This is a genomic window from Pseudohalioglobus lutimaris (assembly GCF_002866825.1).
Classification (GTDB): Bacteria; Pseudomonadota; Gammaproteobacteria; order Pseudomonadales; family Halieaceae; genus Halioglobus; species Halioglobus lutimaris.
Window position 1 is genome coordinate 530,867 of the sequence record NZ_PKUS01000001.1, and the last position, 20,712, is coordinate 551,578.

The 20,712-nt window shown below is 59.3% G+C and carries 17 protein-coding genes; 10 read left to right on the top strand and 7 right to left on the bottom strand.

Features of this window, described 5'->3' with window-relative positions:
- Window positions 1–59: 59 nt before the first annotated feature.
- From tkt to C0039_RS02355, 5 genes are all read left to right on the top strand, one after another.
- Window positions 60–2,063, top strand: coding sequence for a transketolase (gene tkt, locus C0039_RS02335; RefSeq protein WP_101517118.1), 2,004 nt, complete (start codon window positions 60–62; stop codon window positions 2,061–2,063).
- A gap of 14 nt (window positions 2,064–2,077) precedes the next feature.
- Window positions 2,078–3,088, top strand: coding sequence for a type I glyceraldehyde-3-phosphate dehydrogenase (locus C0039_RS02340; protein WP_075999832.1), 1,011 nt, complete (start codon window positions 2,078–2,080; stop codon window positions 3,086–3,088).
- 12 nt (window positions 3,089–3,100) lie between these two features.
- Entirely contained in the window at window positions 3,101–4,270 is a 1,170-nt protein-coding gene (locus tag C0039_RS02345; protein ID WP_423810676.1) for a phosphoglycerate kinase, read from the top strand.
- 39 nt (window positions 4,271–4,309) lie between these two features.
- Window positions 4,310–5,374 carry a class II fructose-bisphosphate aldolase gene (gene fba, locus C0039_RS02350; RefSeq protein WP_075999833.1) on the top strand — a complete coding sequence of 355 codons (1,065 nt, stop codon included), beginning with the start codon at window positions 4,310–4,312 and terminating at the stop codon, window positions 5,372–5,374.
- A 140-nt stretch (window positions 5,375–5,514) separates the two neighbouring features.
- Window positions 5,515–6,453: an alpha/beta hydrolase gene (locus tag C0039_RS02355; RefSeq protein ID WP_133125923.1), complete on the top strand. Its 939-nt coding sequence runs from the start codon at window positions 5,515–5,517 to the stop codon at window positions 6,451–6,453.
- Here the strand turns inward: C0039_RS02355 and C0039_RS02360 are convergent.
- Window positions 6,450–8,699: a HEAT repeat domain-containing protein gene (locus C0039_RS02360; RefSeq protein ID WP_101517120.1), complete on the bottom strand. Its 2,250-nt coding sequence runs from the start codon at window positions 8,697–8,699 to the stop codon at window positions 6,450–6,452. The two genes, C0039_RS02355 and C0039_RS02360, sit on opposite strands and share 4 nt — an antisense overlap.
- A 175-nt stretch (window positions 8,700–8,874) precedes the next feature.
- Here C0039_RS02360 and C0039_RS02365 point away from each other — a divergent pair, with 175 nt between their 5' ends.
- A complete protein-coding gene (locus tag C0039_RS02365) occupies window positions 8,875–9,576 on the top strand; it encodes a glutamine amidotransferase-related protein (RefSeq protein ID WP_075999836.1) in 702 nt (233 codons plus the stop codon).
- A gap of 1 nt (window position 9,577) precedes the next feature.
- On the opposite strand, the gene C0039_RS02370 is transcribed toward C0039_RS02365, so the two are convergent.
- The 4 genes from C0039_RS02370 to C0039_RS02385 form a co-directional block, all read right to left on the bottom strand.
- Entirely contained in the window at window positions 9,578–9,952 is a 375-nt protein-coding gene (locus tag C0039_RS02370; RefSeq protein ID WP_084179471.1) for an STAS domain-containing protein, read from the bottom strand.
- 18 nt (window positions 9,953–9,970) lie between these two features.
- Complete coding sequence (locus C0039_RS02375) at window positions 9,971–12,322, bottom strand: SpoIIE family protein phosphatase (protein WP_101517121.1); 2,352 nt, start codon at window positions 12,320–12,322, stop codon at window positions 9,971–9,973.
- Between the two features lie 8 nt (window positions 12,323–12,330).
- On the bottom strand, window positions 12,331–12,780 hold the full coding sequence (locus C0039_RS02380; protein WP_075999838.1) for a VOC family protein: 450 nt from the start codon (window positions 12,778–12,780) through the stop codon (window positions 12,331–12,333).
- 91 nt (window positions 12,781–12,871) lie between these two features.
- Window positions 12,872–14,365 (bottom strand): FAD-dependent oxidoreductase, encoded by a 1,494-nt coding sequence (locus C0039_RS02385; RefSeq protein ID WP_101517122.1) that lies wholly within the window; start codon window positions 14,363–14,365, stop codon window positions 12,872–12,874.
- A gap of 148 nt (window positions 14,366–14,513) precedes the next feature.
- Between C0039_RS02385 and rdgC the strand changes: the two genes are divergently transcribed.
- From rdgC to selD, 3 genes are read left to right on the top strand one after another with little or no spacing between them, the layout of a single operon-like run.
- Complete coding sequence (gene rdgC / locus C0039_RS02390) at window positions 14,514–15,464, top strand: recombination-associated protein RdgC (RefSeq protein WP_243391529.1); 951 nt, start codon at window positions 14,514–14,516, stop codon at window positions 15,462–15,464.
- Between the two features lie 7 nt (window positions 15,465–15,471).
- Window positions 15,472–16,560: a tRNA 2-selenouridine(34) synthase MnmH gene (mnmH, locus tag C0039_RS02395; RefSeq protein WP_075999840.1), complete on the top strand. Its 1,089-nt coding sequence runs from the start codon at window positions 15,472–15,474 to the stop codon at window positions 16,558–16,560.
- Window positions 16,545–18,764: a selenide, water dikinase SelD gene (selD, locus tag C0039_RS02400; protein ID WP_243391530.1), complete on the top strand. Its 2,220-nt coding sequence runs from the start codon at window positions 16,545–16,547 to the stop codon at window positions 18,762–18,764. Before mnmH ends, selD begins: the two co-directional genes overlap by 16 nt.
- 79 nt (window positions 18,765–18,843) lie before the next feature.
- Here the strand turns inward: selD and C0039_RS02405 are convergent, their stop codons facing one another.
- Together C0039_RS02405 and C0039_RS02410 are read right to left on the bottom strand one after the other, a co-directional pair.
- Window positions 18,844–19,329 carry a GNAT family N-acetyltransferase gene (locus C0039_RS02405; RefSeq protein WP_075999841.1) on the bottom strand — a complete coding sequence of 162 codons (486 nt, stop codon included), beginning with the start codon at window positions 19,327–19,329 and terminating at the stop codon, window positions 18,844–18,846.
- Window positions 19,326–19,919 carry a DUF2238 domain-containing protein gene (locus C0039_RS02410; RefSeq protein ID WP_075999842.1) on the bottom strand — a complete coding sequence of 198 codons (594 nt, stop codon included), beginning with the start codon at window positions 19,917–19,919 and terminating at the stop codon, window positions 19,326–19,328. Before C0039_RS02410 ends, C0039_RS02405 begins: the two co-directional genes overlap by 4 nt.
- 272 nt (window positions 19,920–20,191) lie before the next feature.
- Between C0039_RS02410 and C0039_RS20995 the strand changes: the two genes are divergently transcribed.
- Window positions 20,192–20,665 carry a hypothetical protein gene (locus C0039_RS20995; protein WP_075999843.1) on the top strand — a complete coding sequence of 158 codons (474 nt, stop codon included), beginning with the start codon at window positions 20,192–20,194 and terminating at the stop codon, window positions 20,663–20,665.
- The last annotated feature ends 47 nt before the right edge of the window (window positions 20,666–20,712 follow it).

Genomic DNA, 20,712 nt, shown 5'->3' on the forward strand with positions numbered 1-20,712 from the left:
GCCCGTTACGCGAAAATGACGGCCCTTTTTCAAGCAGCCCCCAGATTCCGGAGATTTGCATGTCGTCCAACCGCAATGAACTTGCCAATGCCATCCGCGTGCTCGCCATGGACGCGGTCCAGAAGGCCAATTCCGGGCACCCGGGGGCACCTATGGGCATGGCGGATATCGCCGAGGTGCTCTGGAACGACTACCTGCGGCATAATCCGGCCAATCCGCAATGGCACAACCGCGATCGCTTTGTGCTGTCTAATGGGCATGGGTCCATGTTGATCTATGCCCTGTTGCACCTCTCCGGCTACGACCTGCCCATGACAGAGCTGGAGAATTTCCGCCAGCTGCATAGCAAGACACCCGGACACCCCGAGTATGGTTATACGCCGGGCGTGGAGACGACCACCGGACCCCTGGGGCAGGGCGTCAGCAATGCCGTGGGCATGGCAATTGCCGAGAAAGTCCTGGCGGCTCAGTTCAACCGTGATGGGCATGAGGTGGTCGATCACTATACGTATACCTTCCTCGGAGATGGCTGCCTGATGGAGGGCATTTCTCATGAGGTCTGCTCGCTGGCGGGTACTCTGGGCCTGGGCAAACTGGTTGCCTTCTACGACGACAACGGAATCTCCATTGACGGCGAGGTGGAGGGCTGGTTCACCGATGACACCCCGGCGCGCTTCAAGAGCTATGGCTGGCAAGTGATCAACGAGGTCAATGGTCACAACTCATCCGAAATCAAGGCCGCGATCGAGGCGGCCCGCCACGACAGCAGCCGTCCCACCCTGATCTGTTGCAAGACATTGATCGGCAAAGGCTCACCCGGCAAGCAGGGTAGCGAGTCCTGTCACGGTGCTCCGCTGGGCGGAGATGAAGTCGCGGCCACGCGAATCGCGTTGGATTGGCCACATGAGCCTTTTGTTATTCCTGAGAACGTCTATGCCGGCTGGAATGCACGTGACAAGGGCGCGTCGGCGGAATCCGCCTGGGACCAGCGCATGGAAGCCTATGCAGCAGAGCATCCTGAACTGGCGGCAGAGCTGCGTCGACGGCTGGCGGGAGAGCTCCCGGCGGACTTTAATGACCAGGCGACTGCTTATATCCAGCAGTGCCAGGAAGAGGGTGAAAGCATTGCCTCGCGCAAGGCCTCGCAGAATTGCCTCAATGCCTACGGACCCCATTTGCCGGAACTGCTGGGAGGCTCAGCGGACCTGGCCGGGTCCAACCTGACCATCTGGAGCGGCTCACAGGGAGTGACGCGTGACGACGCCAGTGGTAACTACCTGTATTACGGCGTACGCGAGTTTGGCATGGCAGCGATCATGAACGGGATTACCCTGCATGGCGGCTTTATTGCCTATGGCGCGACCTTCCTCGTGTTTATGGAATATATGCGCAATGCGGTGCGCATGGCCGCGCTGATGAAGCAGCCATCTATTTTTGTGTTTACGCATGACTCTATCGGACTGGGAGAAGACGGCCCTACTCACCAGCCGGTAGAACAGGTTGCCTCACTGCGCAACACGCCCAATCTGTATACCTGGCGTCCCTGTGACACGGTGGAATCAGCGGTCGCCTGGAAGGCATCAATCGAGCGTCGCGACGGGCCAGCCGCACTGGTATTTTCTCGCCAGGGCCTGCCGCATCAGGACCGCACGGCACAACAGCTGGCTGATATCGCCCGCGGCGGATACATACTGCGCGAAAGCAACGGACATCCGCAGGCTATTCTTATTGCCACCGGCTCCGAAGTGCACCTTGCCATGGGTGCAGCAGAACGGCTGGAGGCCGCGGGCAAGCAAGTTCGCGTGGTCTCCATCCCCTGTACTGAACTGTTTGAAGCCCAGGACGCCGACTACCGGGAGGCTGTATTGCCTTCTGACGTCCTCGCCCGGGTCGCCGTTGAGGCGCTGCATGCAGACTACTGGTACAAGTATGTGGGCCTGGACGGACGCATTGTGGGGATGACCGGCTTTGGTGAATCTGCCCCCGCGGGAGAGCTGTTCAGTGAGTTCGGGTTTACTGTAGACAACGTCGCCAGCGTAGTGGAAGAGTTGCTGGCCGACTAGTTGGAGCCGGCACAGTGGTGCGACTAGCGATCAATGGCTATGGCCGGATAGGCCGCAGCGTGCTGCGAGCTCTCCAGGAGAGTCCGCTGCGCTCGCGCCTGCAGGTTGTTGCGATCAATGAGCTGGCGGATGCTCGCACCGTGCTGCACCTTACGCGTTATGACTCCACCCATGGCCGGTTTCCCGGTGAACTGACAGGTGACGAGGGGCAACTGATCGTCAACGGCGAGCCCATTGCGCTGCTGCGCAACGAGAAGATATCTGCGCTGCCCTGGCGTGACTTCGATGTGGATATTGTGCTCGAATGCACCGGTGCTTTCAGTGATCGCGCCACGGCGGAGCAGCATCTGGTCCAGGGTGCAGGCAGGGTGCTGTTTTCCCAGCCCGCGCAGGCTGATGTCGATGCCACTATCGTCTACGGTGTCAACCAGGATGCGCTGCAGGCGCGGCACCGCATCGTTTCCGCCGGTTCCTGCACGACCAATGGTATTGTTCCCGTGATTCAGGCCCTGTCTGATGCCATCGGTATTGACAGTGGCACCATCACCACTATCCATTCAGCGATGAATGACCAGCCCGTGCTTGATGCCTATCACCACACTGACTTGCGCAAGACGCGGGCCGCCTCGCGCTCAATTATCCCCATTGATACGGGGCTCGCTCGCGGTGTAGAGCGGGTTTTACCGGCAATGAAGGGCCGTTTCAGCGCGCAGGCGTTGCGCGTGCCAACGCTTAACGTCTCAGCGATGGATCTCACCGTGCAGACGTTAGCGGATACCGACACAGCGGCGATTAATCGGGTTTTATATGATGCGGCTCAATCCCGGTTTATGGGTGTCCTGGGCTATACTGAAGAGCCTCTGGCGTCCTGCGATTTCAATCATGACACGCATTCCAGCATTATCGATGCAAGCCAGACGCGGGTCAGCGGGCCGCGCCTGGTCAAGGTGTTGACCTGGTTCGACAATGAGTGGGCTTACGCCAATCGCATGCTGGATGTCGTCAATCACTGGACTCGTTTATAGGAGAACAAACCCATGGCCCTGAACGTTAAATTGATGAAGGACCTGGACCTGAAGGGTAAGCGGGTTTTGATCCGCGAAGACCTCAACGTACCGATCAAGGACGGGGTCGTGACCTCTGATGCGCGCATACGCGCGGCGCTGCCCACTATTGAGGCGGCCTGCAAGGCGGGTGCCAGGGTCATTCTGATGTCCCACCTGGGGCGCCCCACCGAGGGTGAGTTTGATCCCCAGTACTCCATGGCCCCGGTGGCTGCCCACCTCGCTGAGCTTCTTGAGCAGAAGGTCACTCTGGTGGAGGACTGGAAGCTGGGTGTGGAGTTGAACGATGGCGAAGTCGCCATGCTGGAAAATGTTCGTTTCAACCCCGGTGAAAAGAAAGATGACGAGACGCTTGCGCAGGCCTATGCCGGGCTCTGTGAGATATTCGTGATGGATGCATTCGGCACGGCGCATCGCGCCCAGGCCTCCACCCACGGCGTGGCGAAATTTGCCCCCGTTGCCTGTGCCGGGCCCCTGCTGGAAGGTGAGCTGACAGCCCTTGAGCAGGCCTTGTCTGACCCGGCCCGGCCCATGGTCGCGATCGTCGGCGGCTCCAAGGTGTCGACCAAGTTGACGGTGCTGGAGACCCTGTCCGATAAAGTGGACCAGTTGATTGTGGGGGGCGGCATCGCCAACACATTTCTCGCCGCCGCCGGTAAGCCCGTGGGTAAATCACTCTGTGAGCACGACCTGCTTGCCGACGCCAGGTCGCTGATGGAAAAAACCAGTATCCCTCTGCCCGTGGACGTGGTCACCGGCAAGGAGTTTTCCGAGACGGCCGCAGCCGAAACGAAGTCCGCTGAGGATGTGGCGGCAGATGATATGATCTTCGACATAGGACCGCAGTCTGCCGCTGCCATCGCGACTATTATTGGCGGCGCAGGCACCATACTGTGGAATGGGCCGGTGGGGGTCTTCGAGTTCGACCAGTTTGGCGGTGGCACAGAGGCCTTGTCCCGGGCCATCGCCGACTCTTCTGCTTTTTCCCTGGCGGGCGGCGGCGACACCCTGGCGGCGATAGACAAGTATGGTATTGCCGACAAGGTTACTTACATTTCTACCGGGGGCGGGGCGTTCCTGGAATATGTGGAAGGCAAGGTTCTTCCCGCAGTTGCTGTGCTGGAAGCGCGAGCAGCCGACTGATAAAACACACGACATCAATACTCAGAGGTAGTAGACACCATGGCACTTATCAGCATGCGACAGTTGCTGGACCACGCCGCCGAGCACGGCTACGGCGTTCCGGCCTTCAATGTAAACAACCTTGAACAAACTCGCGCCATCATGGAGGCGGCCGATAAAACCAACTCGCCGGTGATAATGCAGGCCAGCGCGGGAGCCCGCAAGTACGCCGGTGCGCCTTTTCTGCGGGCAATGATGGAGGCGGCAATGAACGAATTTCCGCACATCCCCGTGGTCGTGCACCAGGATCATGGAACCTCCCCGGCGGTCTGCCAGCGATCCATCCAACTGGGGTTTTCCTCGGTAATGATGGACGGCTCGCTGGGCACTGACGGCAAAACACCCATGGACTACGACTACAACGTGGCTGTTACGCGTCAGGTGGTGGACATGGCGCATGCCTGTGGTGTGTCCGTGGAAGGTGAGCTGGGCTGTCTCGGTTCGCTGGAAACTGGCGAGGCAGGCGAGGAAGACGGCATCGGTGCGGAGGGTAAGTTGACGCATGAGCAAATGCTTACTGACCCGGAGGAAGCCGCGGAGTTCGTCAAGGCGACGGAAGTAGACGCGCTCGCTATTGCCTGTGGCACCAGCCATGGGGCCTACAAGTTCACGCGGCCGCCCACCGGCGATATTCTCGCTATTGATCGCATCAAGGAAATCAACGCGCGCATTCCCAATACCCACCTGGTTATGCACGGATCCTCATCCGTCCCGCAGGACTGGCTTGCGGTGATCAACGAGTTTGGCGGTGAGATACCCGAGACCTATGGCGTGCCGGTAGAACAAATTCAGGAAGGGATTCGCCACGGAGTGCGCAAGATCAATATTGATACGGACCTGCGCCTGGCGTCTACAGGAGCCATTCGTCGTTTCATGGCGGAGAATCCGGCCGAATTTGACCCGCGCAAATATCTCGCCAAGACCATAGACGCGATGCGAGACATCTGCATCGCCCGCTATGAGTCTTTTGACACTGCCGGTAAAGCTGACAAGATAAAGGTGAGCTCGCTGGAGTCCATGTACGTCCAGTACGAGTCTGGAACGCTTACACCCCAGGTCAAGTAAGCACTGCGGTCAGCGGATGAAAGGCATTACAGGCCCTGGCGGGCGCGTGAGCACCCGGGCAGGGTTGGCCGTTTCGATTGCAGCGGCCCCGCCGGCGCTGCAATGACCGGGCTGTGGTGCCAGGGCCCGGTGAAACGACCGTGAGCGTTACGACGGTGACAGCGCAGGAACTGGATGAGCTCAGGGGTGCCTTACCCGCTTTCGGGGACAATGGGCCCTCGGCGCTGTTTCTGCGCTACCTCGGCTTTTACGACCTGAATTTCAATGAAACCTACCCTGAGGCGACGTATCGCTTCGGCAGCATCGTCTCGGGAAATTTTCGACTAATGACGCACTGCTGGACGGTGCCTGATGCGCGAGCAAACCTGTGCCTGGTGCACGGCTACTTTGACCACAGTGGGCTCTATGACAAGCTGGTGGCGTACGGCCTTTCCCGACGTTGCAACGTATTGATCTTCGACCTGCCCGGTCACGGGCTCTCCTCTGGTGAGCCGGGGGTGATCGACAGCTTCACTGATTATGCTGACGCGGTGGTGGATGTCCTCGACGGTGTTGAACTGCCGCACCTTCCGCTGCACGCTATGGGCCAGAGCACCGGTTGCGCCGCTCTGATGGAGTGCGCAAGAAGCGGCCGCTGGCGCTTTCAACATGCGATTTTCCTGGCGCCGCTGGTCCGGCCTGCGGGTTGGGTGCGTGTGCGCGTCGGTTTTCTGTTGCTGCATCGCTTTCGCGACAGCGTCACGCGCTCCTACAATCGTAATTCCTCAGACGATGAGTTTCTGGAGTTTGTGCGCCGCGACCCGCTGCAGTGTCGGCGCGTCTCCCTGCGCTGGTTGGGTGCCCTGAAGCGCTGGCTCGCCGCCTTGCCGCTGACGGACTTTGGCGTGGGACCGGTGCAGGTTATTCAGGGGCAACGGGATACCACCGTGCAGTGGCGCTATAACATGGGGGCGATCAGCAAGCTGTTTCCAGGCAGTACGATCGACTACCTGCCTGAGGCAGGACACCAATTGGCCAATGAGTCATTAGCCATTCGCGAGCGCTACTTCCCTATCATGGATCGTTACCTGTTCCGCTAGTTACTGCTCAAGCTCTGCAGGAGTTGCTGGTAATTGGGGTTGCGCGGTGACAACTTGAGTAACTGCTGCGTGTAGCTGCGCGCTCTTTGCCGATCGCCCAACTCAGCGCTGTAGTTGGCCATGGCCAGCAGCACTTGTTCCTCTCGCGGAAACGCCCTGTGCAATTTGTTCAGTTCTGTCAGCGCCTGGCGGGGATTGCCCAGGTCGTGTAGTGCAATCGCGTACACAAAGCGGTGACGCATACCGCGCGTCTCCAGCTCTGCCGCGCTGCGCAGGTAGTCCAGCGCCCTTTCCGATTCCCCTGATCGGGTTTCCAGCAAACCCAGCGCGTGTAGGATGTTGCCGTTTTCCGGAGCGATGTTCATGGCCTGCAGCAGTAGATCCCTGGCCTGTGCATCCCGGCTCTGGGCACGTAACAAGTCGGCAAGATTCAGGTAGGCGCCTATCAGTTGAGGATTGATTAACAGCGCTTCACGATAGTTGCTCTCGGCAGCAGGGAGGTCGCCACGGTTGGCCTGGAACAGGCCAAGCTGCATCAGCACCGAGGGCATGTCCGCGTGCTGCGCCATGACGGTTGTGTATTCGCTGAACAGCTTGCGCAACTTGTCTGCATCCGCCTGCTGTATCTGGTCCAGCGGCACCTCGGCGAGCGCCAGGGCCACTTCCATGCGCACGGCGAGGATTTCGTCATCGATTAGCGGGGTCAACAACTGGAAGCGTTGCTGTAATGAAACGAAATCCAGTGAACGCACCGTACTGGTGCGAATGATCGGGTCGTCATCATAGAGCAGTGCGGCCATGGTCTGGGTGGCCTCACGACCGCCTACCTGGCCCAGTGCCTCCATGGCGGTAGCGCGCCAGATCGGCGCCGTGGCGGTATCGTTGGCCAGCTGCGCCAGGGTGGGGACACCGCTAGCATCGCCTCGATCAAGACGTTCAAAGGCGCGCGAGAAGTGAGTCCCGGTGTCGCGGAAAATGACCCCCTTGTCACGCAACGCATCGACCGCCCATTGCGCATCCTGGTCAGTGTGACACTGGTTGCAGGCATTGGGTGTTCCTATAACCACGGAGAGGTCCGGGCGGGGTATGCGCATACTATGATCCCTGCGGGGATCTACCACCATGTAGGTGGTCTCGGGCATATGACAATCCGCGCAGCTCGCGCCGGCACTTTCCAGCGGATGGAAGTGATGATCCGGGCTGTCGTAGACTTCCGGCCTGTGGCACTGCGCGCATATCGCATTGCCCGGCGCCCTCAGCTCTGCACTGTGTGGCTCGTGACAGTTGCTGCAGACCACGCCGGCCTGATGCATTTTGCTCTGCACGAATGAACCGTAGACATAGACCTCGTCGAGAATTTGGCCATCGTAGTGATAAAGCGGCGACTGCAGCATTGAGAGTCGATGTGTATCCAGCAGATCGGCACCATAGTGATAGTCCCCCAGGGTGCCCCTGCGGCTGTGACAGCGTGCGCAGTTGTCAATCTGGGCGCGAGATGCCAGCGGCTGGGCGCGCCGGGCGATATGCTCTCCCTCGGGAAACACCCATTCGCCACGCTGCGCCAGATCAGTGGGGAAGCCACCGCCATGTGCGCCATCCAGCGAATCCGTTCTGGCCAGTTCGAGGTGCTTGCTGCCTGGGCCGTGGCAAGCCTCGCAGCTGACGTCGATCTCCTTGTAGGTGGTGTTAAAGCTGCGGCTCTCGCGGGTGTAGTTCTTCTGAAGGTCTGTACTGTGACACTCAGCGCAGCGGGTGTTCCAGTTCTGGTAGGGGCCGGTCCAGTGCAGCGGGTCCTTGAAGTCAATAGGCTCGTCAGGATAGAGGTGGAACCAGCGTTGGCCGCCTTCAGATTGAGGTCGTGAATCCCAGGAAATGCTGAGAGCCTGCAGGCGACCACGAGATAGCGGCAGCAGGTACTGCTGCAGAGGGTAAACCCCGAAGACATAGGCCACCTCGAAGTCCGTCAACTTGCCGTCCTCACCGTCTGTGCGCACCATGAACCTGTCGCCGTCCCTGAAGAAACGGCTGGTGATGCCGTTGAAGGTGAAAGAGGAGTCGTTGAAGTCGCCGAGCACGGTATCAGGCGTGGCCAGTTGCATGGCGAGGTCGTGATGAGAGCCCTGCCAGTTTTTGTATTCATCAGCGTGACAGGTCTGGCAACTACTGGAGCCGGTAAACGTGGCTTCTGTGGCGCTGGCTACAGGGCTGCCCAGCAGTACTGCGAGGACGAATAATCGGGAAAACAAAACCTGGGCCTTTTTCTGGGTAGGGGCGACACATTACCCTATTCCAGTAGCCTACCCAATAGTGGCTTGAGGTAAGCGCGTGGCCCTGCCCAATAGTGTTATGGACAGCGGCCCCGGCCGTTACCTAAGATGGCCGCAATGTGCGGGTGAAACCGCCTTGCAAACAAGGTATGCAATGAAAATTGGAATTTTGAAGACCGACGCAGTGCGTCCAGAGTGGGTGCCGGACTTCGGCGAGTACCCGGACATGTTTGTCGCACTCCTGGGCAGGGCAGACCCCGATCTGGAATTTGTTGTTTACGATGTAGAAGAGGGCATCTACCCCGAGGATGTAGACGAGGTGGATGCCTACCTGATCACCGGTAGCAAGTCCTCGGTGTATGAAGACAAGCAATGGATTACCGATCTCATGGCGTTTGTACGCGAGCTGAACGCGCGTAAGAAGAAACTCGTGGGTATCTGCTTCGGCCACCAGATTGTCGCTCAGGCGCTGGGTGGCAAGACAGAAAAATCCACCAAAGGTTGGGGCCAGGGCCTGCATACCCACACTTTCGTGGAAACACCCGATTGGCACGATGATGAGTCAGCTGATTTGCATATACTTGTCAGCCACCAGGACCAGGTGGTGCAGAATGCCGAGGGTGCCCGGGTGCTAGCGAGCAGCGAATTTTGCGAGAATGCAGTGGTGCAGATCGGGAAGCATATTCTCACGTTTCAGGGTCACCCTGAGTTCTTGCCTGAATACTCCAGGGAAATTATGGATTACCGCCGGGAAATGATCGGCGAGGGTGTTTACGCCTCCGGCGTGGCCTCCCTCACCCGGGCGCAGGAAGGGGACCGGGTAGCTCGCTGGATACTGAGGTTCCTGAAAGGCTGAGCTAGTCTCCCCTGACCTGGCTCTGCATGCTGTCGAGATAGTCGTCCAGTTCCTGCTCATTGGCGAATACCGCCATGTCCGGTAGAGCCTTCAGAATCTCGAATACCTTGTCGATATGCGGCTTGCGATTAGCGGCAGCCAGCTTGTTGCCCCGGCCGCGGGTTTGCTTGGCGGCTTTGAAGATAACACGCAGCCCCGCAGAGCTGATGTAATCGAGATCCTTCATGTCGAGCACTGTCAACGCGTAGTTCTTGTCGACAACATCCTGCAGGCGCAGCTCAAAAGCCGGTGCAGTGTCCGTGTTCAATGCTCCCGCAAGGGAGACACGGGCAACGGAGTTCTCTTCATCAACGGCAACTGTGGTGGTCAAATCCATGGTTATCTAAGCCTCTATTCAGGAGTGTCCATCTAGCTTCGGGGGCCTGTCTTTTTCCACCCTCAGGACGTTGATTCCGTCCTCGTGATGGTAGTGCTGGCGGTCGGTAAACTGCGTAATCAAGTGTACACCAAGGCCACCAATCTCTGCAGATTCGATGTCTTCCCCAAGGGTTGAGCGCCGGGCTTCCCGCAGTGGATTAAACGCCAGGCCAGGGTCGCGTACCTCCAGTACCAACTTATCGTGGTGGCGCTCCATTAGTAGCTCGATGTGCGCATCATCGGCAAGCCCCGCGTACTTCTGTATGTTGGAGACGATCTCCTCTGCCACCAGTGTAAGCTCGGTTTTGAACGTCTCAGCAAGCTCCCAGTCGGCCAATACTGGCTCCATCCAGCCATGCACGTGCCCGGTTAGTGTGTCGCCAAGAGTAAACCTGCCTGTCGCTGAGGCGGCAGCTGGCCAGGCGTAGTCCAGCAGCATCAGGGTTATATCGTCAGACTGTGGCTGCTTACCGGCAAAGTCTGTTACTGCAGTGAACAGACTTTGTCCGGCTTGCGCGGTTGACAGGTGAGCGCTCGCCAACAGTGCCCGGTTGAAGCGCTCTGAACCAAACATCTCCGCTCTTTCGTTAAACGCCTCGTCAATTCCGTCGGTGTAAATGGCCAGACGGTCGCCGTTTTGCAACTGTAGACTGTTATCGGGATAGAGCTGGTCCGGGACCAGGCCCAGCGCCGGCCCTGTGGCCTGATTCTGCACGCTCACTCCGCCTTCGCGCAGCAGGGCGGGGGCAGTATGTCCCGCGCTGGCGAAGCGTAACCGGCCAGTGCGCAGGTCCAATACGCCAAGGAACAGGGTAACGAACATGCAGGAGTGGTTGTCGCGCTCCAGGGCGTTATTGAGTTCCGTCATCGCCTGGTGAGGCGGTGTGGCCGTCCCCGCCAACTGCTGAATCAGGCTGATGGCGCGGGCCATAAACAATGCCGCAGGCACGCCCTTGTCTGACACATCTCCCACGGCCAGGAACAACTGATCTCCGTCCCGATAATAGGTGTAGAGATCACCGCCTACGGTTCTGGCGGGGGCCACCTTTGCCCAGAGGGTGATATTCTCAACGTTCAACAGGGCTTCGCCGCCCTCTGGCAGCATGGACATCTGGATATCGCGTGCCGCTGCCAGTTCGCCCTCCAGCCGGGAACGGCTGGCAGTGACGCTCTCCAGGTCGGCAATATAGCTTTTCAGGTCTCTGTTCATGCTGCTGAAAGACCTGACCAGCCGGGCGACCTCGTCCTCACCGGAGGCACGAGGCAGTGGTGTATCAAGGTTGCCCCTGGCCATATCCTCCGTCGCTCGTGTCAGCTCAGAGAGTGGCCGCGTCAGGCGCGAAATAAGGGCGTAAACGGCCAGGACCACCAGCAGCAGTGTGATTGCGCTAATGGCTGCGGTTTTCAGCTCAAAGTGGTGCAGGGGCGAAAGAACCTCGTTCTGGTGGTAGCCGACGCCGACCGGCCAGCCGGTGATGCCCAGACGGCCCAGGCGTATTGTGCAGCGACCGCTATTGTCGGCACAGGGAAAGTCCCGGGTACTGGTTTCTCCGCGCAGCGCTCGTTGAAACATGAGCCGCCAACCATCCAGGTCCAAACCCTTGAAGTGCAGTTCCGAGTAGTGCTTCATCACGTTCTGCCCTGAGCGGGAACTCATCAGAATGCCCTTGCGACTGAACAGCAGCCCATAGCTGCTGGCGCCCAGATGCAGTTGCTGCATGGCGGTGTTGATTGCAGCAAGCGTTACATCGGCTGTCACCACAGCATAGGGATAGGAAGCGCCTGTTTCGTCTTTGCGATAAACGGGGACGGAAAAAGTGGTCATGTTCACCTCGCCACCGCCCTTGTCGAAGTAAGGTTCACTCCATACTGCCTCGCGGCGGGACAGGGGCTCGGTAAACCAGGCCTGTTCGGTGTAACTCGCCTGGTCGCTGGTCAGGTCGGCGAAGTGTATCTGGCCGTCCCGGACATAGAAGTAGGGCGCGAAACCTTCATTGCCTTCCGCCGACCCCGGAATTACTGCGATGGCTGCGCCAAATATCTGGTTATTATTGCTCACCACATCTCGCAGCATCTGCTGCAGACCTGCCTCGCTATATTGTCGTTGTTCCAGAATGCTCGCCAGCAGTCGAGTGGTGGCCTCGACACTGTTGAGCCAGCTTTCCATATCACTGATAACCACGCGGGTCTCCGCAACTGCCTGTTCGGTGAGGCGCTGCAGAATCTCTTCACGTGAAACCCGGTAGTCGAGCAGCATTCCGGCACTGATAATTAATGCCGCCGCCGCGGTGAGCACGGTAATCAGGCGCGTGGAGATGCTGTTGCTCATGGCGAGATTTACCAGCTGCCAGTATTCTCCATGGAGGCCCAGGGTTCCTGTGCGGGCAGTGATTCACCTGCCTGCAGTAATTCGATAGAGATACCGTCTGGTGAGCGCACAAAAGCCATGTGGCCGTCCCGGGGTGGCCGGTTGATGGTCACCCCGGCATCGGCGAGGCGCTTACAGGTGGCGTAGATGTCGTCCACCTCGTAGGCAAGGTGCCCGAAATTTCTCCCGCCCTCGTATTCCTCAACATCCCAGTTCCAGGTAATTTCGATGCAGGGTGTGAGCCTGCCCAGGTCGCTGGCTTCGCCCACGCCATCGCCGGGTGCCGCCAGGAAGACGAGGGTGAAGCGGCCGGCCTCGCTGTCGTAACGCCTGACCTCAATCAGTCCCAGTTTGGCACAATAGAAGTCCAGAGTTTCATCCAGGTCGCGCGCACGCACCATGGTGTGCAGGTATTTCATAGCCTTGCCTCAATAGCGAAAATAGCACCCTGCTTCTGCTGCGGGGTAAGGCCATGGTAGGAGTGTGCCGTCGGGCTGACAAGCCCGCGACTCAGCGACGCGCGGAGGCCGCTACCTGTTTACCCGCCATCCGTCCGGAAAAACTGGCGTCGCCTACCGACATTCCGCTGGAATAGCCATCCGCTCGACGCACGATGCCACAGGCGGTACGCCCCGCCGCATAAAGGCCGCGAATGACCTGGCGCTGTGGGTCCAGCACTTCACCGCCAGGCAAGGTATCCAGGCCGCCCAGCGTAAAATAGGGTACGAACACTCCGCGTCCCGGGGTGATATCGAGTGCTACCAGAGGTGGCTCCAGTTGCCGCAACCACTGTGGCGCCTTGTGAAACTGCGTGTCGTTGCCGGCGGCGCAGTCCTCGTTGTAGATACGCAGTGTGTTTTGCAGCGTGCCCCGGCGCAGGCCCAGCTCTTCTTCCAGTTCCTCCTCGGTCTCGCCGGTGCCGGCGATACTGGCTCCCATGAAGTTGAGCTTCTCGTAGTCGCCGTACTGATCCACGGTAAGAATGAAGTAGAAGCGATCACCGGGTTGGTCGAGCACAGCCTGGCCCAGGCGGGCATGGTAGACGTCCTCGTTGATGAAGCGCTGCCCCTTGTCGTTAACGGCAATGCCATAGGTGATGCTGGCCGGCGGATAGTAGGGAATGCTGATGAACCCCTCATGCATATTGATTGCGGCGCCGCCCACGGACATACCCATCAGAATGCCAGTGCCGGTATCACCGGGGTTGCCTATCGGCTGGTTACCCGACAACAGTTTCGGGGCGTATTTCTGGACCATGTCCTCATTCATGTTGAAGCCGCCGGCGCAGAGGATAACCCCCTGTCTGGCGCGCACGTTGAGCTCTTGCTTGTTCTGCCGTACGACGACGCCAACGACTTCGCCGTCGTTATCTGTGATCAGGGTCAGTGCGCGCGTCTCGTAATGGACGGTGATCCGCTCGCGCTTGTCCACGTTCTCGTTGATTATCTTCATGAACAGCGGCCCGCCGTTGTCGCCCTTCACGTAGAGGTTGTGCCCCCGTGGGGCTGGCTTGGCGTGCTCGCTGAAGGGGTAGGCCTTTTCGCTGCCGGTATACAACAGGCCGTCGTCGGTGAGGCACATGATAGCGCGTTCCTCGTGAAAGCTGTCCTTGAAAGGCACGCCGATGTCGCACAGCCATTCGAAGTGCTCGACACTGTTCTCGCAGTAGTTGCGGATCTTGGCCTCATCCGCCTGCGGTCCGTTGGACATCATCATATAGGTGACCATGTCCTCGGTGCTGTCCTCGAACCCACAGGCTCGTTGTACCCTGGTACCGCCGCTGCCACCCATGTAGATTTCCGCGCTGGACATTGCTGTAGAGCCACCGCTGGCACTGGCCAGTTCAAGAATGATGACTTCGGAGCCGGCATCGGCGGCTTCGATCGCGGCGCAGCCACCGGCGCCACCAAAGCCTACTATGACCACATCGGTTTCCAGGTCCCAATGACTGACGTCCCGGGCATGATGAGGTTGTGAGGGGTTGGTTTTGACTGCTGCGGTCATACGGGGGACTCCCGCCGAGGCATAATTCGGCGCTGCTTGAATGAGGGGGAAAATTAAAACGCGCGATCACCTTGCATACAACGGCAACAGGCACTGACAAGCCCAATAATTTGTACGTGGGCGGTGTTTTTCTTCCATTGAGGCCTGAGTGCTGGGTTACAATCTGCGCCTTTTGCAGGAGTCCCTCTTCATCATGTGGTTCAAGAACATTCGTGCCTACCGTCTTACCAGCCCTTTCGAGCTATCTGCCGAGCAATTGGGGGAGCAGCTCGGCCAGCGAGTTTTCGAGCCATGCGGCAAAACCCAGGCCCTCTCCATGGGTTGGGTGTCGCCGCTGGGGCCGGCCTCTGAGGCGTTGGCCCACGCAGCCGGCGGTCGCCTGCTTATCAAGCTCAAACGTGAAGAGAAACTGCTGCCATCTACGGTAGTGCGTGAGCAACTGGACGAAAAGGTTGCCGAAATCGAAGCGGAGCAGGCGCGCAAGGTCTACCGCAAGGAGCGCCTGACGTTAAAGGACGAGATCGTCCAGGATTGCCTGCCCAGGGCTTTTACCCGTTCCGGGGCTGTCTTTGCCTATATCGACACGCGCAGCAATTGGGTCTTCGTCGATGCTGCCAGCGCCGCGCGAGCGGAGGAACTGCTCAATCTTTTACGCGAATGTATCGGTAGTTTTCCGGTAGTGCTGCCGCAGGTAAATAACGCTCCTGTGGACACCATGACCGGCTGGATCGCTCACCAGAGCCTGCCGGATGACTTTACCCTGGGGGAGGAGTGCGAACTGCGCGAACTGGGCGAGGAAGGCGGTATTGTGCGTTGTCGCGGCGTTGATTTGTTGAGTGAAGAGGTAGAGACTCATCTCAATGCCGGCAAACAGGTTGCGCGGCTTGCCTTATGCTGGGAGGAGCGGGTAAAGCTGGTGCTGGCGGAGGATCTCTGCCTGCGTCGCCTTAAATTTAGTGAAGAGCTGATGAAAGAGAACGAGGATATTCCTGAGGCAGACGACGCGGCCCGCCTGGACGCGGACTTCGCTCTGATGTCTGATGCCATCACCGGACTACAGGAGCGCGTAATCGCTCTCTTTGGCGGCGAGGCGGAGTAGGCTGCGCTTGGCATCGCGCCCGGACACGGAAGACTACCGTGCGCTGTTCCTGACAGACGCACCAATGATGGACATGCGCGCTCCGCTGGAGTTTGAAAAAGGGGCCTTTCCCGCCGCCACCAGCTTACCGTTAATGACTGACGACGAACGGGCACAGGTTGGAACCCGCTACAAACAGCAGGGTAGGGAAGCTGCGATTGAACTGGGCCACCAGTTGGTCAACGCAGAGGTCCGCTCGCGCAGGCTGGCCCAATGGAGCGCCTTTGCCCAGAGCCACCCGGACGGCTATCTTTATTGTTTTCGAGGCGGTTTGCGTTCGCAAACTGTGCAGAGGTGGCTGCGTGAAGCGGGCATCGACTATCCACTGGTGCGCGGCGGCTACAAGGCGATGCGCCGCTTTCTTATCGATGAGCTGGAGCGCTCCGTGGCGGCGGCGCAATTTGTACTGATCAGTGGCAAAACTGGCACAGGCAAAACCCGGGTGATCTGGGATCTGCCCGGAAGCATTGATCTTGAGGGCCTTGCCAATCACCGGGGCTCGACCTTTGGTCAGCTGCCAGCGCCACAGCCGGGACAGATTGATTTCGAGAACTGCTTGAGCATCGCGTTGATGAAGCGTCTGGCAGAGGGTCCCGGACGCCTTTTTCTGGAGGACGAAGGGCGACTTATTGGCCGCCTGTACCTGCCTGAAGTGTTACACGCGGCCATGGCGGTAGCACCTATGGCGGTAGTCGAAGAGAGCCTGGATGAGCGCGTGAATGTGGTTATCGCTGACTATGTTATCGATCTGGGTGAGCGCTATCAGCGGCTGCATGGTGATGTTGGCGCCAGACTGCACGCAGAAAAACTGCAGGCTGACCTGCTGCGTATTCGTAAGCGTCTCGGCGGTGAGCGGCACCAGCGGGCAAGTGGATTCATGGCCGACGCCTTCCAGCAACAGCAATCCAGTGGCGATACCGGCGGGCACCGGCAATGGATCGCTTTCTTGCTGGAGCACTACTACGATCCGATGTATGAATACCAGTTGCAGCAACGTGAGGGCGACATCCTGTTTCGCGGCTCTCGCGAGGCGGTGCTTCAATGGGCGGCCAGTTGATGCGCAGCCAGCCCATTCTGCAGCAGGACCTGGTTTTTGTCGGTGGAGGTCACGCTCACGCGTTAGTATTGCGCATGCTCGCCATGGAACCCGTTGTGGGCCTTCGTCTCACACTTATATCACCGGCAAGCCATACACCTTACTCCGGTATGTTGCCCGGCCTGGTCGCCGGGCACTACAGCTTCGAGCAGACACATATCGATCTTGCACGCCTGTGCCAATGGGCGGGAGTGCGGTTTATAGAGGCCGAAGTCACCGGCCTCGACCCACAGCGGAAAACGCTGTCCCTGGCGGGGCGACCCGCTATTGCCTACGACTTTGTCAGTATAGATATTGGCTCGCAGCCCGAGCTCGACTCTGTACCCGGGGCGCGCGACTACTCGGTGCCAGTCAAGCCGGTGGCGGACCTGTGGCGGCGCTGGCGTGAAATGGACAGCCGGCTGGCGCAGCGCGATGAGCGCGCCATGGTTGCGGTCGTGGGGGGCGGTGCCGGGAGCGTAGAGCTGGCGCTGGCAATGGCTCATTCACTCTCCGGCAGTGCCGTCGAAATCGCCCTGTTCTGCGGTGCGCCCGAGATCATGCAGGGTTACAACGCCGGTGCACGTGCCGCCGCCGTTGCTGCGCTGGCGCGCAGTGGGATTCAGCTTCACCTGCAAAGCAGGGTGGTGGCCGTCAGCGCAACGGCCCTGCAACTGGAGACCGGAGAAGAACACCGGTTTGACGATCTCTTCTGGTGCACCGGGGCTGCTGCAGCGCCCTGGGTTGCCGCCAGCGGTTTGAGCTGTGATGCGCGAGGCTTTTTGCAGGTCAGCGATACACTCCAGTCCATGGACGACCCCAGTGTATTTGCCGCCGGGGATATCGCGACCCAGATAAACCATCCGCGCCCCAAGGCCGGTGTCTACGCCGTACGCCAGGGGCCGGTGCTGGCGCATAATCTGCGTGCCTTGCTTCTGGGAAAGGCGTTAAGACAGCACAGGCCACAGCGGCGCTTTCTGTCCCTGGTGTCCCTGGGCGATCGTCGCGCCACAGCCGACAGGGGGCCCTTTTATGCCACAGGTGAATGGGTGTGGCGCTGGAAAGACCGCATAGACCGTGAATTTATGGGCCGCTTTACAGCGCTCCCTGAACTCACAGACATGTCCGGGGCAGGGGTTATTGCCGGGGCCGTTCAAAATGATGCTGAGGTTTGTGGCGGCTGTGGTGCCAAGGTGGGTGCTAGAGGCCTTGCCGGCGTGCTGACCAGCCTGGCCGTGGACTTCCCCCGGCATTGTCCACGGCCGGAGGATGGGGACGATGCGTCCCCGATACCCAATGACGACCGTGTGGCTATCGTGCAGAGCCTGGACCTGTTGCGCCAGCTGGTTGCGGATCCATGGTTGATGGGCCGCATTGCCGCCAATCATGCGCTCAGTGATCTCTATGCCTGCGCAGCGCAGCCGCTGTCTGCGCTGGCCGCCGTGACCCTGCCTTTTGCCCGGGCCAGTTTGCTGCAACGGGACTTGCAGCAGGTGCTCGCCGGTGCACTGCATGAATTCTCCCGGGTGGACTGCCAGTTAACGGGCGGGCACAGCATGCAGGGCCCGGAATTGTTGTTGGGATTCGCCGTCAACGGGCGCGCTATGGACCCCCGGCGCGGTTTGCTGGGCAAGCGCGGAGCCAGGGACGGAGATGTGCTGGTGCTGACCAAGCCCCTGGGGACCGGCGTTCTGTTTGCCGCCCATATGCGACAGCTGGCGGATGGCAGGGATATCGCCGCGGCCACTGCCATGATGCTGCAAAGTAATTTCAATGCTGCCAGGTTGGCGCTAACGCATGGCGCCTCGGCCTGCACCGACATAACCGGCTTTGGTTTACTGGGCCATTTGCTGGAAATGCTGGGCGAAAAGCAAATGGCGAGTTTGCGGCTGTCGACAATTCCCGCTCTACCGGGAGCACTTGAGCAGTTGGCTGCAGGGGTACGCAGCACCATGCATGAGGCCAACGCTGAGGCGCTTGAGTCTGCCACCATAGGCGCTGGCGATAACCTGGACCTGTTGCTTGATCCGCAAACCAGCGGGGGCCTGCTGCTTGCCCTGGATCCCGGCCAGGCAGACGAATATTGTGCGCAGTTGCACGCTGGAGGGCTATTACAGGCTGCAAAGATCGGGCGCATAGAGTCATCAGCTGACCTTGCTGGCGGGGTCAGGGTCAAGCTTCAGTGAGTCAGCGGCTAACGGGCAGGATTTCTACAAGCCCGCGGCCTGCCCGCCGGATCAGTGACTGCGAACCCGCCTTGAAGCTTCAGCCCTCTGTGGCGAAGCGTGTCAGCGCTTCGCCCTGCAGGCGATAGCCTACCCACTCGCTTTGAGCTACCGCTCCGCAGGACTCGTAGAACTGGATAGATGGTTCGTTCCAGTCCAGCACATTCCACTCAAACCGGCCGCAGCCCTCGGCTACTGCCTGCTTTGCGAGGTATTGCAGTAAGGCTTTTCCGGCTCCATTGCCGCGATACTCCGGGGAGACATACAAGTCCTCCAGAAAGAGCCCGTACTGGCCCAGCCACGTGGAGAAGTTGTAGAAGTAAACAGCGAAGCCCGCCGGCTGGTTGTCTATCTCGCAAATAAGTGAGTATGCGCGGGGCCGCTCCCCAAAGAGAACCTCAGCCAGAACCTGCTCGCTGGCCGCGACTTCGTGGCTGGCTTTTTCGTATCTAGCCAGTTCGCAGACATAGTGATAGATGAGTGCGCTGTCTTCGCGGGTCCCGGGACGAATAGCGATGTTGGTCATTTTTGCAGCCTGCGCAGTTGCTTGTCGTGTAGCTTGCTTAATGAAAGAAGCGCTGCCACCGAGCCCACTAGCGCCAGGGCCATATCGGACTGGGTATCCCACTCGTAACCCTGGGTGCCAAGGAATGCCTCTGCGGAACCGCCCATGACTACCGCGGCCAGCCATTCCAGCAGTTCATAGAACGCAGAGAACGCGAGGCAGAAACAGACGATAAAAAAAACCCGCCAGCCATCGCCGGAGACCACGCGCTTGCGAACCAGCAGCTCGCGCGCAATAAGGGCCGGGACGAAGCCCTGAGCAAAGTGCCCCAGCTTGTCGTAGTTGTTGCGCTCAGCGCCAAACAGGCCGTCGAACAACGGCACTTCCGCATAAGTGTAGTGCCCGCCGACCATTAAAATGACACAGTGTAATAGCACCAGCCAGTAGAGAAGCGGAGTGAGAGGAAAGCTATTGCGGGTGGTGATCAGCACAATGAGACCAATGACGGCGGGCGCCACTTCCATCAGCCACGTCGCATAATCTTTGGGCGCAATCGCAGACCAGGTGAAGGTGGCCAGGAAAATTGCCAGCCAGATGTTGCGTGGGGTCATCAGTCCGGGTTCCAGTAGCGAATCTTTGCGGCGGTTGCGAGGATCACCATATTGAAGATAACTACGCCAGGCAACGAATACGCCTGCTCCGCCGGACACTGGCAATACTGTACCGTCTTTTTGTCTGCCGCTGTAGCAGCTTATCCGCCGATGTAGCAACGGCTCGGGCGGCTTTACTTCATTGGCTGCCGTGTATACTCTCTTGCGGTGGGTCCTTTTGACGAGGGACAGAGAAGTAGTGGTAACTAACTATACGATAGTAAGGGGTAAGTATGAATATCCAGAAATTGTTTGCTGCGGCGTTCGCGGCGGTTCTGACGTTGTCTCTGGCAGCGTGCAGCAAAGAAGATGTCGAATCTGCAAAATCTTCCATGAAAGAGACAGCGGACCAGGTGGCGGACAAGGCTGGTGAAGCTGTCGATGCGGCCGGTGATATGGCCAGTGATGCTGCCGATGCCACTGGAGATGTCATGGCGGATGCCGGACAGGCGATAGACGATGCGGCGGAAGCAACCGGTGACGCGATGTCCGATGCGGCTGATGCGACAGGCGATGCCGTCAATGACGCGATGGACGCAGCCGGTGACATGGCCGATGACGCTATGGACTCTGCCAAAGACATGGCCGATGACGCTATGGACTCTGCCAAAGATATGGCCGATGACGCCGGTGATGCCATGGACGATGCATCGGATGCAGCTTCAGATGCGGCTGACGAAGCATCCAAGGCGATGGGCGCTGGCTGATCACAGGCCTACGCCAGCAGGAGGCCCTCGACTGAGGGCCTTTTTTT

Bases quoted from the DNA above. Each gene is read 5' to 3' on its own strand.
- C0039_RS02405 (WP_075999841.1), bottom strand. From the start codon at position 19,329: ATGACCAACATCGCTATTCGTCCCGGGACCCGCGAAGACAGCGCACTC.
- C0039_RS02370 (WP_084179471.1), bottom strand. From the start codon at position 9,952: ATGGATTTGACCACCACAGTTGCCGTTGATGAAGAGAACTCCGTTGCC.
- C0039_RS02365 (WP_075999836.1), top strand. From the start codon at position 8,875: ATGAAAATTGGAATTTTGAAGACCGACGCAGTGCGTCCAGAGTGGGTG.
- C0039_RS02380 (WP_075999838.1), bottom strand. From the start codon at position 12,780: ATGAAATACCTGCACACCATGGTGCGTGCGCGCGACCTGGATGAAACT.
- selD (WP_243391530.1), top strand. From the start codon at position 16,545: ATGGGCGGCCAGTTGATGCGCAGCCAGCCCATTCTGCAGCAGGACCTG.
- tkt (WP_101517118.1), top strand. From the start codon at position 60: ATGTCGTCCAACCGCAATGAACTTGCCAATGCCATCCGCGTGCTCGCC.
- C0039_RS02385 (WP_101517122.1), bottom strand. From the start codon at position 14,365: ATGACCGCAGCAGTCAAAACCAACCCCTCACAACCTCATCATGCCCGG.
- fba (WP_075999833.1), top strand. From the start codon at position 4,310: ATGGCACTTATCAGCATGCGACAGTTGCTGGACCACGCCGCCGAGCAC.
- C0039_RS02410 (WP_075999842.1), bottom strand. From the start codon at position 19,919: ATGACCCCACGCAACATCTGGCTGGCAATTTTCCTGGCCACCTTCACC.
- C0039_RS02345 (WP_423810676.1), top strand. From the start codon at position 3,101: ATGGCCCTGAACGTTAAATTGATGAAGGACCTGGACCTGAAGGGTAAG.
- C0039_RS02375 (WP_101517121.1), bottom strand. From the start codon at position 12,322: ATGAGCAACAGCATCTCCACGCGCCTGATTACCGTGCTCACCGCGGCG.
- C0039_RS20995 (WP_075999843.1), top strand. From the start codon at position 20,192: ATGAATATCCAGAAATTGTTTGCTGCGGCGTTCGCGGCGGTTCTGACG.